This is a genomic window from Pseudomonas sp. 02C 26, from assembly GCF_002843585.1.
GTDB classification, from domain to species: Bacteria; Pseudomonadota; Gammaproteobacteria; order Pseudomonadales; family Pseudomonadaceae; genus Aquipseudomonas; species Aquipseudomonas shirazensis.
In genome coordinates this window covers 4,928,866-4,945,659 of record NZ_CP025262.1, presented here as the reverse complement: position 1 = coordinate 4,945,659, position 16,794 = coordinate 4,928,866, and the positions used below count along the sequence as shown (strand labels likewise).

General features: G+C 62.8%; 15 protein-coding genes. 6 read left to right on the top strand and 9 right to left on the bottom strand.

The window, feature by feature from the left end; translation table 11 throughout:
* Window positions 1–58: 58 nt before the first annotated feature.
* The 4 genes from CXQ80_RS22605 to CXQ80_RS22590 all read right to left on the bottom strand — a co-directional run bounded on the left by CXQ80_RS22605 (window position 59) and on the right by CXQ80_RS22590 (window position 5,123).
* Window positions 59–685 carry a TetR/AcrR family transcriptional regulator gene (locus tag CXQ80_RS22605; protein WP_101322555.1) on the bottom strand — a complete coding sequence of 209 codons (627 nt, stop codon included), beginning with the start codon at window positions 683–685 and terminating at the stop codon, window positions 59–61.
* Window positions 685–2,262 (bottom strand): glutamate--cysteine ligase, encoded by a 1,578-nt coding sequence (gene gshA / locus CXQ80_RS22600; RefSeq protein WP_371918888.1) that lies wholly within the window; start codon window positions 2,260–2,262, stop codon window positions 685–687. The genes CXQ80_RS22605 and gshA overlap by 1 nt, the downstream gene beginning before the upstream one ends.
* Window positions 2,263–2,415: 153 nt before the next feature.
* A complete protein-coding gene (locus tag CXQ80_RS22595) occupies window positions 2,416–2,802 on the bottom strand; it encodes a PaaI family thioesterase (protein ID WP_101322553.1) in 387 nt (128 codons plus the stop codon).
* Window positions 2,799–5,123 carry a Tex family protein gene (locus CXQ80_RS22590; protein ID WP_101322552.1) on the bottom strand — a complete coding sequence of 775 codons (2,325 nt, stop codon included), beginning with the start codon at window positions 5,121–5,123 and terminating at the stop codon, window positions 2,799–2,801. The genes CXQ80_RS22595 and CXQ80_RS22590 overlap by 4 nt, the downstream gene beginning before the upstream one ends.
* A 230-nt stretch (window positions 5,124–5,353) precedes the next feature.
* On the opposite strand from CXQ80_RS22590, the gene ompR reads away from it, so the two are divergent.
* Together ompR and CXQ80_RS22580 are read left to right on the top strand one after the other, a co-directional pair.
* The gene (gene ompR, locus CXQ80_RS22585) at window positions 5,354–6,094 is read left to right on the top strand and encodes a two-component system response regulator OmpR (protein ID WP_101322551.1); all 741 of its coding nucleotides are present in this window, start codon (window positions 5,354–5,356) and stop codon (window positions 6,092–6,094) included.
* Between the two features lie 118 nt (window positions 6,095–6,212).
* Complete coding sequence (locus CXQ80_RS22580; RefSeq protein WP_178080802.1) at window positions 6,213–7,526, top strand: ATP-binding protein; 1,314 nt, start codon at window positions 6,213–6,215, stop codon at window positions 7,524–7,526.
* Between the two features lie 31 nt (window positions 7,527–7,557).
* On the opposite strand, the gene rimK is transcribed toward CXQ80_RS22580, so the two are convergent.
* Complete coding sequence (gene rimK / locus CXQ80_RS22575; protein ID WP_101322549.1) at window positions 7,558–8,463, bottom strand: 30S ribosomal protein S6--L-glutamate ligase; 906 nt, start codon at window positions 8,461–8,463, stop codon at window positions 7,558–7,560.
* Window positions 8,460–8,909 carry an ATP-dependent zinc protease gene (locus CXQ80_RS22570; RefSeq protein WP_224785582.1) on the bottom strand — a complete coding sequence of 150 codons (450 nt, stop codon included), beginning with the start codon at window positions 8,907–8,909 and terminating at the stop codon, window positions 8,460–8,462. The genes rimK and CXQ80_RS22570 overlap by 4 nt, the downstream gene beginning before the upstream one ends.
* A gap of 142 nt (window positions 8,910–9,051) precedes the next feature.
* On the opposite strand from CXQ80_RS22570, the gene CXQ80_RS22565 reads away from it, so the two are divergent.
* From CXQ80_RS22565 to CXQ80_RS22550, 4 genes are all read left to right on the top strand, one after another.
* Complete coding sequence (locus CXQ80_RS22565) at window positions 9,052–9,453, top strand: RNA-binding S4 domain-containing protein (protein WP_101322547.1); 402 nt, start codon at window positions 9,052–9,054, stop codon at window positions 9,451–9,453.
* Window positions 9,454–9,554: 101 nt separating this feature from the next.
* On the top strand, window positions 9,555–10,457 hold the full coding sequence (gene hslO / locus CXQ80_RS22560) for an Hsp33 family molecular chaperone HslO (RefSeq protein WP_101322546.1): 903 nt from the start codon (window positions 9,555–9,557) through the stop codon (window positions 10,455–10,457).
* Between the two features lie 179 nt (window positions 10,458–10,636).
* Window positions 10,637–12,181 (top strand): phosphoenolpyruvate carboxykinase, encoded by a 1,545-nt coding sequence (locus CXQ80_RS22555; protein ID WP_101322545.1) that lies wholly within the window; start codon window positions 10,637–10,639, stop codon window positions 12,179–12,181.
* 123 nt (window positions 12,182–12,304) lie between these two features.
* Window positions 12,305–12,739, top strand: coding sequence for a thioesterase family protein (locus CXQ80_RS22550; protein ID WP_101322544.1), 435 nt, complete (start codon window positions 12,305–12,307; stop codon window positions 12,737–12,739).
* 69 nt (window positions 12,740–12,808) lie between these two features.
* Here the strand turns inward: CXQ80_RS22550 and CXQ80_RS22545 are convergent, their stop codons facing one another.
* The 3 genes from CXQ80_RS22545 to fdhD form a co-directional block, all read right to left on the bottom strand.
* Window positions 12,809–13,291: a glycine zipper domain-containing protein gene (locus CXQ80_RS22545; protein WP_101322543.1), complete on the bottom strand. Its 483-nt coding sequence runs from the start codon at window positions 13,289–13,291 to the stop codon at window positions 12,809–12,811.
* Between the two features lie 222 nt (window positions 13,292–13,513).
* Window positions 13,514–15,853, bottom strand: coding sequence for an FdhF/YdeP family oxidoreductase (locus CXQ80_RS22540; RefSeq protein WP_101322542.1), 2,340 nt, complete (start codon window positions 15,851–15,853; stop codon window positions 13,514–13,516).
* A complete protein-coding gene (gene fdhD / locus CXQ80_RS22535) occupies window positions 15,850–16,689 on the bottom strand; it encodes a formate dehydrogenase accessory sulfurtransferase FdhD (RefSeq protein ID WP_101323133.1) in 840 nt (279 codons plus the stop codon). The genes CXQ80_RS22540 and fdhD overlap by 4 nt, the downstream gene beginning before the upstream one ends.
* Window positions 16,690–16,794 lie beyond the last annotated feature (105 nt).

Below are 16,794 nucleotides of genomic sequence, written 5' to 3'. Positions count from 1 at the left end.
CAGGGATCGTTGTGAGAGCGGGCTTGCCCGCGAAGGATCGCAAAGCGCCCCAAAACTATCAGCGTTTAGGCAGGAACAGCGGCAAATACAACCCCAGATACGCCTCACACACCCGCTTGCCTTCCTCGGCCATGCGCGGGGTGATCTGCTCGTGCAGCTGCACCGAACGGGCATAGACCCGGTCGCTCAGCTCCATCGCCAGGGCAAACACATCGACGTCGTGCGGCATTGCCGGTAGCTGGAAATGCTGATCGAACAGCTTGTGCATCAGCTCGCCCAACTCCAGATCATGCTTGCGATCCGCCTGGGTCACTTCGCTCAAGCCATGCTGGGCCAGAATCAACTGCCGCGCTGCGGCATCCTCCTGATAGATCTCCAACATACGTTGCTCGATCAGCCGCGACAGGTCATGCCAGGTGGTCAGCGCGCTGCTGTCGATCGGCGCGCGCAGTGCCTCACGAAAGGCCCGGTGCACATCTGCCGTCAGCGCTTCGAGCAGGGCCGGCACGCTGGCAAAGAAGTGGTACACCGACGACGGCGGGATCTGCGCGTGTTCAGCCACGCTGTAGATCGACAGCCCGGCCACACCGTGCGCCGCAAGCAACTCGCGGGCTGCCGCCAGGATCGTGACGATCCTGGCCTGGCTGCTGGCGCGCGGCTTGCGTGGTGTGGGCGTGCGGGTCATCAGTTGCTGATGGCCAGGATGCTGGCCTGGTAGGCACCGACGAACAGGTCGAAGTCACCCACCTCGTCCTGCTCCAGGCGCGCCTGCTCGGCCAGCGAGTCACGTGCCAGCGTCTCGAAAGCTTGCTGGCGCTCGGGGCTCAACGGCTGCTCACGGAAGGTTTCGGCATGCAGACGGCTCTGACGCATGGAGAATTCGACAAAGCTCTCATCGTGCTCGGTCATGCGCGCCAGCACCTGCGCCGACGGTGTCAGTTCGGGATCATCGACCTTGGCCTGCTGCGCTTCAACCGCTTTGGCGTGGGCGTCGCCGCCGTTGGCTTGATCGAGCAACGCGGCCAGCGGCGCGATACGCTCGATCAGCTCGCCGGCCCACTCCTTGAGCGTCACCGGTTGGCCATTGCGCTGCAGCTCCAGGCCCGGCTTGCGGCCTTGCTTGACCACGCTGAGGAAGTTGCTGGTGCACTGGCCGCATTCGCCGTTGCTCAGCTGCGGGCTGTCGTCCAGCGCGCACAGCAGCAGGAATGCATCGAGGAAGCGCGACTGCTGCAGGTCGATACCGACCGGCAGGAACGGGTTGATGTCCAGGCAGCGCACTTCGACGTACTGCACGCCGCGCGAGGCCAGCGCCTGGATCGGCCGCTCGCCGGTGTAGGTCACGCGCTTGGGGCGGATGTTCGAGTAGTACTCGTTTTCGATCTGCAGGATATTGGTGTTGAGCTGAACCCACTCGCCATCCTTGTGCGTACCGATCTCGACGTACGGCGGGTACGGCGTGCCGACCGCCTTGCGCAGGCTGTCGGTGTAGCTGGCGAGGTCGTTGTAGCACGGCGTCAGGCCGGCCTGGGCGTTGCTCTGGTAACCCAGGTCGCTCATGCGCAGGCTGGTCGCGTAGGGCAGGTACAGGGTGTCGGGGTCGAGCTGTTCGAGCTGGTGCGCACGGCCACGCATGAAGCCTGCATCCAGCGCAGGAGACGCGCCGAACAGGTACATCAGCAGCCAGCTGTAGCGGCGGAAGTTACGAATCAGGGCGATGTACGCCGCCGACTGGAAGTCACGGTCGCTATCGGCGCCGCCTTCCTTTTCGCGCAGCAGAGGCCAGAGGGCCTCGGGCAGCGAGAAGTTGTAGTGAATACCGGCAATGCACTGCATGGTACGGCCGTAACGCAGGGCCAGGCCCTTGCGGTAGACATACTTGAGCTGGCCGATATTGGAGGTGCCGTAATAGCCGATCGGAATATCCTCTTCGGCCGGCAATGCACAGGGCATCGACGGGCTCCACAGGTATTCGTTACCCACCTTGGACTGGACGAAGCGATGCACCTCTTCGAGGTTATCCAGCACCGCTGCCGGGTCGGCCAGGGCCGGAGTAATGAACTCCAGCAGCGATTCTGAATAATCGGTGGTGATCTGCTCGTTGGTCAGCGCCGATCCCAGAGCCTCGGGATGCGGGGTCTGGGCCAGGCGACCTTGATCGGTCACGCGCAGGCATTCGCGCTCAATACCGTGCAGGCACTGCTTGAGCAAGGGGAGATTGGCACTGAGCAGGCTCAGGCGGCTGTTGAGGAGTTCGCTCAAGATGTATTCCTTCACGCGTCAGTCGCCCCAATATGGGGGTAGAAATAACGGTCTACAAGGGTAGGGACAAAGGAACTGGCGTTGTCGCCTGGTTACGCGGTTTCGGCAGTGCCATCACACTGCCGAAAAATACCGCAGATAGCGCTTTGTGAGCTAGAGAACCGCGAAGGTTCCCTGAGCTTTCGCAACCAGCTTGTCGTCTTGGACTACGTCGGCGTCGACCACCAGTGTGCGCCGGCCCGCGTGCAGCACGCGCGCGGTGCATAGCACCTCGCCGTCGCTGACGGCGCGCATGTAGTTGATCTTGCATTCGATGGTCACGCTTTGCTGGTCAAAGCCATGGCTGGCCGAGCAGGCCAGGCCCATGGCGATGTCGACCAGGCTGAAGATCGCCCCGCCGTGCAGCTTCTGGCCGCGATTACGCAGCTGTGGCGTCAGTGTCAGGGCCACCGTCGCAACACCCTCTTCAAGGCGCTGCAGGCGGCAGCCAAGCAACTGGCTGAAGGCGCTTTCGACGTATTCGCTGGGCAGGTTGGTCATTTCTTCTTCAACTGCTTGGCGTTGGCGAACAGCGAGGCCATGGCGTTGTTGGCTGGCGCGGCCGTGGCAGTTTCACGCGGGCGCGCTGGCTGCTGCGGGCGGTTGCCGCCATTGGCCCGGCCACCACCGCGGTTGCCTTCGACCTTCTCGCCCGGGGTGTCGCCCATGCGCATCGACAGGGCGATACGTTTGCGCGGGATGTCCACCTCCATCACCTTGACCTTGACCACATCGCCGGCCTTGACCGCTTCACGTGGGTCCTTGATGAACTTCTCCGACAGCGACGAGATGTGCACCAGGCCATCCTGATGCACGCCGATATCGACGAAGGCACCGAAGTTGGTGACGTTGGTGACCACGCCTTCGAGGATCATCCCAGGCTCGAGGTCCTTGAGCTCTTCGACGCCGTCCTGGAACGAGGCGGTCTTGAACTCCGGGCGCGGGTCACGGCCGGGCTTGTCCAGCTCTTGCAGGATGTCGGTGACGGTCGGCAGGCCGAAGGTCTCGTCGGTGAAGTTTTTCGGGTCGAGGCGCTTGAGAAAGGCGCTGTCGCCGATCAGCGAGCGGATGTCGCGGTCGGTGCCGGCGGCAATTCGCTGCACCAGTGGGTAGGCTTCCGGGTGCACGGCGGAGGCGTCCAGCGGGTTGTCGCCGTTCATCACACGGAGGAAGCCGGCGGCCTGTTCGAAGGTTTTTTCGCCGAGGCGGCTGACCTTTTTCAGTGCTGCGCGGGTGGCGAAGGGGCCATTGGCGTCGCGGTGGGCGACGATATTCTGCGCCAGGGTCGCGTTCAGCCCAGAGATGCGCGTCAGCAGCGCCACCGAGGCGGTGTTGACGTCGACGCCAACGGCGTTCACGCAGTCTTCCACTACCGCGTCCAGGCCGCGGGCAAGCTTCAACTGGGAGACATCATGCTGGTACTGGCCGACGCCGATCGATTTCGGGTCGATCTTGACCAGCTCGGCGAGCGGGTCCTGCAGGCGTCGGGCAATCGACACCGCGCCACGGATCGATACGTCCAGGTCCGGGAACTCGCGTGCTGCCAACTCCGAGGCGGAGTACACCGAAGCGCCGGCTTCGGAGACCATCACCTTGGTCATCTTCAATGCTGGGTATTTTTTGATCAGTTCAGCGGCAAGCTTGTCGGTTTCGCGGCTGGCGGTGCCGTTGCCGATCGCGATCAGCTCCACCGAATGCTTGGCGCACAGTGCGGCCAGCACGGCGATGGTGCGGTCCCAGTCATTGCGTGGCACGTGCGGGTAGACCGTGGCGGTGTCGAGCAGTTTGCCGGTGGCATCCACCACGGCAACCTTGCAGCCGGTACGCAGGCCCGGGTCGAGGCCCAGGGTAGCGCGTGGGCCTGCCGGGGCGGCGAGCAGCAGGTCGTGCAGGTTATGCGCGAAGACGTTGATCGCTTCGCTCTCGGCGGCTTCACGCAGCTCGCCGAACAGGTCGGTTTCAAGGTGGGTGTAGAGCTTGACCTTCCAGGTCCAGCGCACCACTTCGCCGAGCCATTTGTCGGCCGGGCGGGCGCGGTTTTCCACGCCGAAGTGCTGGCCGATCATCAGCTCGCACGGGTGCAGGGTGCCCGGCAGCTCTTCGCCGACTTTCAGCGCTGCGCTGAGTACGCCTTCGTTGCGGCCACGGAAGATTGCCAGCGCACGGTGCGACGGCGCGCTGCGCAGCAGCTCGTCATGGGCGAAGTAATCGCGGAACTTGGCGCCTTCCTCTTCCTTGCCCGGTACCAGGCGGGCACTGAGTACGGCTTCCTGCTTGAGGAAGTTGCGCAGTTTTTCCAGCAGGCCGGCGTCTTCGGCGAAGCGCTCCATGAGGATGTACTTGGCGCCTTCCAGCGCGGCCTTGACGTCAGCTACGCCTTTGTCGGCGTCAACGAAGCGCGCGGCTTCGCTTTCCGGGGTCAGTTGCGGGTCGTTGAACAGGCCGTCGGCCAGCTCGCCGAGGCCGGCTTCGAGGGCGATCTGGCCCTTGGTGCGGCGCTTTTGCTTGTACGGCAGGTACAGGTCTTCGAGGCGGGTCTTGGTGTCGGCCAGCTTGATCTCGCGGGCCAGCTCCGGGGTCAGCTTGCCTTGCTCGTCGATGCTGGCAAGGATGCTCGCGCGACGGTCATCCAGCTCGCGCAGGTAGCGCAGGCGCTCATCCAGGTGGCGCAGCTGGGTGTCGTCGAGGCTGCCGGTGACTTCCTTGCGGTAACGGGCGATGAAGGGCACCGTCGAGCCTTCGTCCAACAGGGCCACGGCCGCCTCGACCTGTTGCGGGCGAACGCCGAGTTCTGCGGCAATACGGCTGTTGATGCTGTCCATGAAAACCACCTGACAATATGTGAATACTGGAGGCCGCAGGTGGGCATTCGTGCCCGGCGGCGCTGGGTGAAAGGCGCGCATTATACCCATCGCGCCGGGCTTGCGGTGATAGCGCCGCGCCATCGGCGGCCGCGTGGAAGTGGCGCCCGGGGAAAAATCTGCTAACAATGCACACGGCACGCGCTGCAATGGCTACGCCATAATGCGCAGCGATCTCAGAGGAGTTATTGATGACCAGCACGCCTAACACAGTTGAAGGTGACAAGATTCTCATCGTCGACGACGATCCGGGGCTCAGCAGCCTGCTGGAGCGTTTTTTCACCAGCAAGGGCTACCGCACCCGGGCAGTACCCAATGTCGAACAGATGGACCGGCTGCTGGCCCGTGAGGTGTTCAACCTGGTTGTACTCGACCTGATGCTGCCTGGCGAAGATGGCTTGTCTGCCTGCCGCCGCCTGCGCGCAGCGAACAACCAGATCCCGATCATCATGCTTACCGCCAAGGGCGACGAGTTGAGCCGGATCAAGGGCCTGGAACTGGGCGCCGACGATTACCTGGCCAAGCCGTTCAACCCCGACGAGCTGATGGCGCGGGTCAAGGCCGTGCTGCGCCGCCAGTCGGCGCCGGTGCCTGGTGCGCCTGGCAGCGAAGACGAGACCGTGACCTTCGGTGACTACGAGCTGTCGCTGGCCACCCGCGAGCTCAAGCGTGGCAATGAAGTGCACATGCTCACCACCGGCGAATTCGCCGTGCTCAAGGCGCTGGTCATGCACGCCCGCGAGCCGCTCACCCGCGACAAGCTGATGAACCTCGCCCGTGGCCGCGAGTGGGATGCGCTGGAGCGCTCCATCGATGTGCAGATCTCGCGCTTGCGCCGCATGATTGAACCGGACCCGTCCAAGCCGCGCTATATCCAGACGGTCTGGGGCGTGGGCTACGTGTTCGTGCCGGACGGAAACTCCGGCAAATGAGTCTGCAGGCTTGCCACTACGCTGCAGGGCGACCCGAACGGGCCGCCCTGTTTGCGTCTGTGGCCAGCCGGCAATCTGGCGGGCCCTGCTCGCGCCTGTTCTGCAGTAGATGTCCTCGATGAAAACCCCTGTTTGGTTCCCGCAAAGCTTCTTCGCCCGCACCCTGTGGCTGGTGCTTATCGTCGTGCTGTTCTCCAAGGCGCTGACCCTGGTCTACCTGCTGATGAACGAAGACGTGCTGGTCGACCGTCAGTACAGCCATGGCGTGGCCCTGACCTTGCGCGCCTATTGGGCAGCCGATGAAGAAAACCGCGAGAAGATCGCCGAAGCGGCCGGCCTGATCCGGGTAACCGGGGCCGGCGTGCCGGAAGGCGAACAGCACTGGCCGTACAGCGAAATTTATCAGCGGCAGATGCAGGCCGAGCTGGGCGAGGACACCGAAGTGCGCCTGCGCGTGCATGCGCCGCCGGCGCTGTGGGTCAATGCGCCGAGCCTGGGCCCAGGCTGGCTGAAGGTGCCGCTGTACCCGCACCCGTTGCGCGGGCAAAAAATCTGGAACGTACTCGGTTGGTTCCTGGCCATTGGTTTGCTGTCGACAGCGTCGGCGTGGATCTTCGTCCGTCAGCTCAACCAGCCGCTCAAGCGCCTGGTGTTTGCCGCGCGTCAGCTTGGCCAGGGGCGCAGTGTGCGCTTGCCGGTCAGCGACACGCCAAGCGAGATGGCCGAGGTGTACCGCTCGTTCAACCAGATGGCTGAAGACGTCGAACAGGCCGGGCGCGAGCGTGAGCTGATGCTGGCGGGGGTTTCGCATGACCTGCGCACGCCGCTGACGCGCTTGCGCCTGTCGCTGTCACTGATGGACAACGACAACGACCTGACCGACGACATGGTCCGCGACATCGAAGACATGGACGCGATTCTCGATCAGTTTCTGGCGTTTATCCGTGATGGCCGTGACGAGCCGTTGGAAGAAATCGACTTCTCCGACCTGGTGCGTGAGGTGGTTGCGCCGTACAACCAGCCGGAAGAACGCGTGCGCTTGTGCCTGGAGCCTATTCCGCCGTTCCCGCTGCGCCGTGTTTCGCTCAAGCGTATGCTCGGCAACCTGATCGGCAATGCCTTGCACCATGCGGGGCAGGGCGTTGAAGTAGCAGCTTATGTATCGGGCGACGACAGCGCGCCGTATGTGGTGTTGAGCGTGCTCGACCGCGGCGCGGGGATCGACGAGTCGGAGCTGGAAACCATCTTCAACCCGTTCATCCGGGGCGACCGTGCGCGCGGTGGCAAGGGTACGGGGCTGGGCCTGGCCATCGTCAAACGGATTGCGGCGCAGCATGGCGGCAATGTCGAGTTGCGTAATCGCTCTGGCGGCGGCATTGAAGCGCGGGTGCGTTTGCCGTTGGGCTTGCTGCTACCGCGCAACGCAGTGTGATTGTCGGGGCCGCTCAGCGGCCCCGACAATGTCAGCCCTTACCCTTGGTGCGGGTCTGATTCGGCCCGCCGTTCTTCTCCAGGTGCTCGATGATCATCCCGGCAACGTCCTTGCTGGTGGTGACCTCGATGCCTTCCAGGCCTGGCGATGAGTTGACCTCCATCACCAGTGGGCCGTGGTTGGAGCGCAGGATGTCGACGCCGGCCACGCTCAAACCCATGACCTTCGCCGCGCGAATGGCGGTGATGCGCTCTTCCGGGGTGATCTTGATCAGGCTGGCAACGCCGCCACGATGCAGGTTGGAACGGAATTCACCCGGCTTGGCCTGACGCTTCATCGAGGCAATTACCTTGTCGCCAACCACGAAGCAGCGGATATCGGCGCCGCCGGCTTCCTTGATGTATTCCTGAACCATGATGTTCTGCTTCAGGCCCATGAACGCCTCGATCACCGATTCGGCGGCCTGGGTGGTCTCGCACAGCACCACACCAATGCCCTGGGTGCCTTCCAGCACCTTGATCACCAGGGGCGCGCCGTTGACCATCTGGATCAGGTCGGGGATATCGTCCGGCGAGTGGGCAAAGCCGGTAATCGGCAAGCCGATACCGCGCCGCGACAGCAGTTGCAACGAGCGCAGCTTGTCCCGCGAGCGGGCGATTGCCACCGATTCGTTGAGCGGATTCACGCCCATCATCTCGAACTGGCGCAGCACTGCGCAGCCATAGAAGGTAACGGACGCGCCGATCCGCGGGATCACCGCATCAAAGCCCTCCAGCGGTCGCCCACGGTAGTGGATCTGCGGCTTGTGGCTGGCGATGTTCATGTAGGCACGCAGGGTATCGATCACAACCATCTCGTGGCCACGCTGGGTACCGGCTTCAACCAGGCGGCGGGTGGAATACAGACGCGGGTTCCGCGACAGCACAGCGATCTTCATGCAGCACCTGTGACAGGGAGAGGGTTGACCGGAAAGGCCGGTTTTTCCTGAACGTATTTCGAGCTTGGGTCCACCACCAGTTGGCCGTGGATCAATGCCTTGGAACCGAGCAGCAAGCGGTAGCGCATGGCCTTGCGACAGGCCAGGGTGAATTCGACCTCCCAGACCCGGTCTCCCAGCGCCAGCGGCGTGCGGATCACATAGCGGACCTGGGCATGGCCGTTGGAGCTCTTGATGCTTTTCATGGTCACCAGTGGGGCTTCACAGCGGCGATGGCGCAGCTGCACCACGGAGCCGAGGTGTGCAGTAAATCGGACCCACTGCTCACCGTCGCGTTCAAACGGCTCGACATCGGTGGCGTGCAGGCTCGAGGTGCTGGCGCCGGTGTCGATCTTGGCGCGCAGGCCGGCCAGCCCGAGCTCGGGCAGCGCCACCCACTCGCGCAGGCCGATCACACTCAGATGGTCAAATGTCTTCACTAATCACACCCTGGGGATAAGGTGGTGAACTTTAAGCACCGCGCAGAATTTTTGCATCCGTCAGTGACGGTAGTACAGTTCGGTTAAAGACAGAATTCGAGGTAAAGAGATGGCACAAAAGTCGGAAGAAGACGACAAGGTACGCCTGGACAAATGGCTGTGGGCCGCGCGGTTCTACAAGACCCGCGCCCTGGCCAAGGCGGCCATCGAAAGCGGCAAGGTGCACTGCCGCGGCGAGCGCTGCAAGCCCGGCAAGGAGCCACGGGTGGGCGACGAGTTCGTCCTGCGTACCGGCTTTGACGAGCGCACCATCGTCGTCAAGGCGCTGTCGGTGGTACGCCGTGGCGCGCCTGAGGCGCAGCTGCTGTATGGCGAAACCGAAGAGAGCATCCGCCGCCGCGAGCAGGCCGCGCAGCAGCGCAAGGATGGCGCCCTGGGGATGACGACCGATGGTCGGCCCAACAAGAAACAGCGCCGGCAGATCCACCAGCTGCACGGCAGCTTCGACTGATCTGTGCTGTTGTAAGAGGATGAGACAGGGAGCGCCTCATGCGTGGGCCGTACTAGGCCTGTTAATATGTGGACATTATTTTTCCAGATAGCCAGAACCTTATGAGCGACCTCCCTGCTACCGATTTCACTCAACGTTTCCTGTTCGACGACCGCGACGTGCGTGGCGAGATGGTCGGGCTGGAGCGCAGTTATGCCGAAGTGCTGGCCAAGCACCCCTACCCGCAGCCGGTCGCGCTCCTGCTCGGTGAGTTGATGGCCGCCGCCGCGCTACTGGTGGGCACCCTCAAGTTCGACGGCCTGTTGATCCTGCAGGCGCGCTCTGAAGGCCCAGTGCCGTTGCTGATGATCGAATGCTCCAGCGAGCATGACATCCGTGGCCTGGCCCGTTATGAGGCGGACCAGATTGCCGCCGATGCAACCCTCACCGACCTGATGCCAGACGGCGTGCTGGCCTTGACCGTCGACCCGATCAACGGTCAGCGCTACCAGGGCATGGTCGACCTGCACGGCAAGGACCTGTCGGAGTGCTTCACCAACTACTTCGTCATGTCGCAGCAGATCAACACCACCATCACCCTCGCTGCCGACGGCTCGCGTGCCCGTGGCTTGCTGGTGCAGCAGTTGCCTGCCGACCGTCAGAAAGACAGCGATGAGCGCGATGAAAGCTGGAACCACGTCAAGGCTTTGGCGAACACTGTCAAAGCCGAGGAATTACTGGGCCTGGACAACGAAACCATGCTCCATCGCCTGTACCACGAAGAGGCTGTGCGCCTGTTCGACCTGCAGCCGTTGCAGTTCCGCTGCAGCTGCTCACGGGAACGTTCAGGCAATGCCTTGGTCAGTCTCGGTCAGGAAGACGCTCAGCAGCTGGTAGTCGAACATGGTGGCCAAATCGAGGTCGATTGCCAGTTCTGCAATCAGCGTTATCTGTTTGATGCGACCGACGTTACGCAATTGTTTGCTGGCGGCGGCACAAGCGGCGCAGCAGAAACACGTCACTGAAACGTTTAATTGCAGTGGATTCTCCTGTCGTTCTGCGATAAACCGCAGTTCTGACAGGAGGGGTCTACTTTTTTTGGGCTTTTCTGGCATAATCCGGCCACTTTTTTCGCTGTAGTCGTTTTTTTCGGACCACTACAAAACGTTTGGAGCACTCGGCCTCGGGCCGGATGGGGTATCTCATGACGCAAGCCAACAACACCGTGTACACCGACCTGAGCGTCGATGAGCTGGTAAAAGAAGCGCTGTCCCGCGGTGAAGGCGAGCTGGCCGATACTGGCGCGCTGGTCGTGAAAACCGGTCACCGCACCGGCCGTTCGCCAGCTGACCGTTTCATCGTCGACGAACCCAGCACCACCGAGGCAATTGCCTGGGGCCCGATCAACCGCAAGTTCCCGGCCGACAAGTTCGATGCCTTGTGGGCTCGCGTTGAAGCGTTCAACAACGCCCAGGACCATTTTGTGTCCTACGTTCATGTAGGTGCTGCCGCCGAGCACTACCTGCCAGTGCGCATGACCACCCAGACTGCCTGGCAGAACCTGTTCGGTCGTTGCCTGTTCATCAACCCGGCGCAGTACAACCCGGCCGGTCGTGATGAGTGGCAAGTGCTCAACGTTGCCAACTTCGAATGCTCGCCTGAGCGCGATGGCACCAACTCCGACGGTTGCGTGATCATCAACTTCGCCCAGAAGAAGGTGCTGATCGCGGGCATGCGTTACGCCGGCGAAATGAAGAAAGCCATGTTCTCGGTGCAGAACTTCCTGCTGCCGGCCGCTGACGTACTGCCTATGCACTGCGCAGCCAACATCGGCGAAGAAGGCGATGTCACCTTGTTCTTCGGCCTGTCCGGCACTGGCAAGACCACTCTGTCGGCCGATGAAAGCCGTTACCTGATCGGTGACGACGAACACGGCTGGGGCGAAGGCGTTGTCTTCAACATCGAAGGCGGCTGCTACGCCAAGTGCATCGACCTGTCCGAGAAGAACGAACCGGTCATCTGGAAAGCCATCAAGCACGGCGCAGTTCTGGAAAACGTGGTCATCGACGACGCCTCCAAGCACGCCGACTACGCCGATGTCAGCCTGACCCAGAACAGCCGCGCGGCCTATCCGCTGGAGCACGTTGCCAAGCGTTCCGAGAAGAACCTGGGCGGCGAGCCAAATGCCGTTATCTTCCTGACCTGCGACCTGACCGGCGTGCTGCCGCCAGTGTCGATCCTGAACAACGAGCAAGCGGCCTACCACTTCCTGTCGGGTTACACCGCGCTGGTCGGTTCGACTGAGATGGGTTCGGGCGGCGGCATCAAGTCGACCTTCTCCACCTGCTTCGGCGCGCCGTTCTTCCCGCGTCCTGCTGGCGAATACGCTGAGCTGCTGATCAAGCGCATCAACGGCTTCGGCTCCAAGGTCTACCTGGTCAACACCGGCTGGACCGGCGGCGGCTACGGCGTTGGCAAGCGCTTCAGCATCCCGACCACCCGTGCTGTGATCGCTGCGATCCAGAGCGGCGCGCTGGTGGGTGCCGAAACCGAACACCTGGACATCATCAACCTCGACGTGCCGAAAGCCGTTGAAGGTGTTGATACCAACCTGCTCAACCCACGCACCAACTGGGAAGACAAGGCTGCCTACGACGAGGCTGCCAAAGGTCTGGCCAAGCTGTTCATCGAGAACTTCAAGAAGTTTGAAGTTTCCGACGCAATCAAGGCTGCTGGGCCGAAGCTGTAAGCTTTAACCGGTACGCTGGATAGAAGCCGCCCTTAGGGGCGGCTTTTTTTTGCGTTGATTGCCAAGTGTCTGCGCACTACGATGACTGAAGCGGCTTCATGTAATCAACCTGTGTGGTAATCCATGACCGAATCCCCCCTGCGCTCCGACTTCAATCACTTCCACCCAATCCTCACCCGTCCGCAAGACAACGACGTCAACGGCCACATCGCTGGCGCTACTGTGCATGGCTTTTTTGAAACCGCGATCCAGGCATTTCTGGTAGAGCAGGCCGAGCTCGACCTGCGCGACGGCGCGCTGGCGGGCCTGGTGATCAGCTCGGCAGCCGACTTCTACGCCTTGCCGGCGTTTCCGGATGTGCTCGAGGTGGGCCTGGGCGTGACGCGGCTGGCTGGCAGTACCGTTGAGTACCGTTTGGCGCTGTTCCGCCCAGGCGAGACCCAGGCGTGTGCGGCGGGCAGCCTGGTGCAGGTGTTTATCGAGCGCAGCTCAGGCCAGCCTGCCGTGCTGCCTGAGGCCATGCAGGCGACCCTCGCAGGCCTGCGGCCCAACCTTTAAAGGGCGCAAATGCAAAGGCCCCACCGGGAGGGGCGGGGCCTTTTGATGCCTGGGCTAAGCCCTTGGCTGTCAGTGACGCCAGTGGCGTTTCGGCTTGTGCTTGCGATGGCCATAGTGGTGGCCGCGGTCGTAGTGACGACGGTCATCGTAGCCGCGACGGTAACGACGGTCGTCGCGCTCGTCTTCATCGGCCTTGTTGCCCATGTAGTTACCCAGCGCGCCACCTGCGCCGCCGCCTGCGGCTGCACCGATGTAGCTGCCGTTGGTGCCGCCTACGCTGCGGCCAATCACGTTACCGCCGGCTGCGCCCAAGGCACCACCGATTGCGGCTTCACCGCGTTGACGTTTATCGGCACCGACCGCACTGCCGGCTGCGCCGCCCAGGCCTGCGCCAATCGCGCCGCCGGTGCTGCCGCCAAGCTGCTGGCCGACCACTGAGCCGAGTACCCCACCCAGTGCGCCGCCAATACCTGCTTCAGTTGTGCCGCCTGCCATGGCAACGCCGCTGAGCAAGCCAAAAGACAACAACAGAATCGAGGAGTACTTCTTCATCAAGAGAGCCTCAGAGGGATGACGAGGGCGAATTTGAGGCTCGGCGAGCACTCTGGCAATTGAAATCCGACGAGTAACACGAGTTGTACACAATTCTCTAAGTTACTGTTTTCAATATGAAACTTAATCGTTTTTTGCCTGTCATACGCTACTTGAGACAAAGCCCTGACCATTGCGGACAGGGCTTTTTTTGGTCTCCAGAAAGCCGATGAGGCTATGCCGTCAGAGGATTCGACCGGTGTCGCTGGCACGTTCCAGCTTGATCGCGATGAACTTGGAAGTCGGCGTGTGGCTGCCGTCGCCAATGCTCTCCAGCGGCACCAGCGGGTTCACCTCTGGATAGTAGGCCGCCGCCTGCCCAGCCGGAATATCGTAGGCCAGCAGAGTGAAGCCACGTACCCGGCGCTCGATGCCATCGTCCCACAGCGACACGATATCGGCCTTCTGCCCAGGCGCGAAGCCCAGACGAATGATGTCGGCTTCGTTGACGAACAGCACGTCGCGCTGCGCCTTGACCCCGCGGTAACGGTCATCCAGGCCATAGATGGTGGTGTTGTACTGATCGTGCGAGCGCATCGATTGCATGATCAGGTCCGGCAACTGGCCGCTGGCGCGTACGCGCTCATCGAGCAGCGAGTCGGGCAGCAGGTTGGCCTTGAAATTGGCGCGCCCGTTCGCGGTTTGCCACTTGCGGCTGCCAGCGCTGTTGCCCAGATAGAAACCGCCCGGGTGTTTCAAGCGCTGATTGAAGTCGGCAAAACCGGGGATGGTGTCGGCGATCAGCTGGCGAATGCGGTCGTAGTCAGCCACCAGCCAGTGCCAGTCGACCGGGCGTTTGCCCAGCGTTGCGGCGGCAATACCGGCAATCACTGCAGGCTCGGAACGCATCTGTTTCGACAGCGGCTTGAGCTGGCCATTGGAGGCGTGGACCATGCTGAACGAGTCTTCCACCGTGACCGCCTGCGGGCCATCGGCCTGCATGTCGATATCGGTACGGCCCAGGCACGGCAGGATCAACGCCTGCTTGCCATGCATCAGATGGCTGCGGTTGAGCTTGGTACTGATCTGCACGGTCAGGTCGCAGTTGCGCAGCGCCTGAGCGGTGCGCGCGGTGTCTGGCGTGGCTTGGGCGAAGTTGCCACCCAGGCCGATGAATACCTTGGAACGGCCATCGAGCATGGCGTGGATCGCCTCGACGGTGTTGTGGCCGTTGGCGCGCGGCACCGGAAAGGCGAAGCGTTGTTGCAGGGCATTGAGCAGCGCTGCTGGCGGCCGCTCGTTGATGCCCATGGTGCGGTCGCCCTGCACGTTACTGTGGCCGCGCACCGGGCACAGGCCGGCACCGGGCTGGCCGATGTTGCCGCGCAGCAGCATCACGTTGACCATTTCCTGAATGGTCGGCACCGAGTGGCGATGCTGGGTGATGCCCATCGCCCAGCACATGATCACGCGCTTGCCCTTGCAGTACATGCGCGCAGCCTGTTCGATCTCGGCCAGCTCCAGACCCGACTGTGCCTGCAGCTGATCCCACGGGGTGGCATCGACCACCGCCAGGTACTCGTTGATGCCGTGGCCGTGCTCGGCAATGAACACATGATCGAAGATCGCCGGCTCGCCCTTGGCCTGGGCCTCGCGCTCCCACTGCAGGAGGAACTTGGCCATACCGCGCAGCAGGGCCATGTCGCCGCCCAGGGCCGGGCGGAAATACGCCGAGTTGGTTGGGCGGTCGCTGTTGGTGAGCATCTCCAGCGCATTCTGCGGGTGCTGGAAGCGCTCCAGGCCACGCTCCTTGAGCGGGTTGACGCAGATCACCTGTGCGCCGCGTTTGACCGCATCGCGCAGCGGGTCGAGCATGCGTGGGTGGTTGGTGCCGGGGTTCTGGCCCCAGACGAAGATCGCATCGGCGTGCTCGAAATCATCGAAGGTCACCGTGCCCTTGCCGACCCCGACGCTCTGGCCCAGGGCCACGCCGCTGGCTTCGTGGCACATGTTCGAGCAGTCCGGGAAGTTGTTGGTGCCAAACGCGCGGACAAACAGCTGATACAGGTAGGCCGCTTCGTTGCTGGCCCGGCCCGAGGTGTAGAACTCGGCCTGGTCCGGGCTGGTGAGGCCGTTCAGGTGCTGGGCGATCAGGGCGAAGGCGCTGTCCCAGTCGATCGGCTGGTAACGGTCGCTGGCCGGGTTGTACAGCATCGGCTCGGTCAGGCGACCCTGGTACTCGAGCCAGTAATCGCTCTGCTCAAGCAGCGAGGTCACGCTGTGGCGAGCGAAGAAGGCCGCATCGACACGGCGTTTGGTGGCTTCCCAGTTGACTGCCTTGGCGCCGTTCTCGCAGAACTTGACCATGCCGCTTTCAGGCGAGTCGCCCCAGGCACAGCCCGGGCAGTCGAAACCGCCGTTCTGGTTGGTCTTGAGCAGGGCGCGGATGTTCTTCAGTGCGTTGTCGCTGCCGACCCAGGCCTTGGCCACACTGCGCAGCGCACCCCAGCCGCCGGCGGCGCCGTTGTAGGGCTTGTAGCGAGGTGGGGTTTGTTCTTGCGGAAGCTTCTGATGGGAGGTCACGGCGATTTCGACTCCGCCACGGGGCTGAACACCCGTGGTGCACTGTGTTTGGGCAAATGAATAAGGTTGAGCTGATGCTTGCGCGCCCATTGCAGGGCAAGGCCGGTGGGCGCCGACAAACTGACCAGGGTCTGGATGCCTGCGCGCAGCACCTTCTGGATCAGTTCCAGGCTGCAGCGGCTGGTGACGATGGCCAGGCCGCCCTGGGTGTCGATCTGCTCGCGCAGCAAGGCGCCGATCAACTTGTCCAGCGCGTTGTGCCGGCCGATGTCTTCACGGCCCAGCAACAGCTCACCTTGGCTATTCATGAACAACGCCGCATGGACTGCACCGCAGTGCTGGCCCAGCGGTTGAAACTGATCGATGCGCCGGCGCAGGTCGTGCAGCCACTCGACCGGCGGCAGCGGCGCGCCGGGCAGGCTGGCCAGTTCTGGCAGCGCTTGCTCCAACGCCTCGACACCGCACAGGCCGCAGCCACTGGTACCGGCCAACTGGCGGCGCTGGTTTTTCAGGTTCCAGAACGCCCGGCTGGCAATCTCCAGGTCGGCATACAGCGCCGAGCCACTGCCAGAAAGCTTTACGTCGTAGATTTCATCGGTGCTTTCGACGATGCCGCTGCCGACACTGAAACCGACGGCAAAATCTTCCAGATCGGTCGGGCTGACCAGCATCACGGCCTGGCTCAAGCCGTTGTAGGCGATCGCCAGCGCGACTTCTTCGGCAAGCGGCGTGCTGGCACGCTCGGCATCGCTGAGTTGGACGTAGTCGTAGTTGTTGCTGGCGGCAGGCAGGGACAGTGCAGTGGACGCCGCGCAGACCGGAGGTTTGCTGTTCATCGGGCGCAGTACCGTCTGGCTCATTAGTGCACAAGCCTAGGCTTGTGCGTCGGCGACGTCTAATCGCAAGGTTCTATGCCGTGATAGAGCGCGTCGATTGGTCGC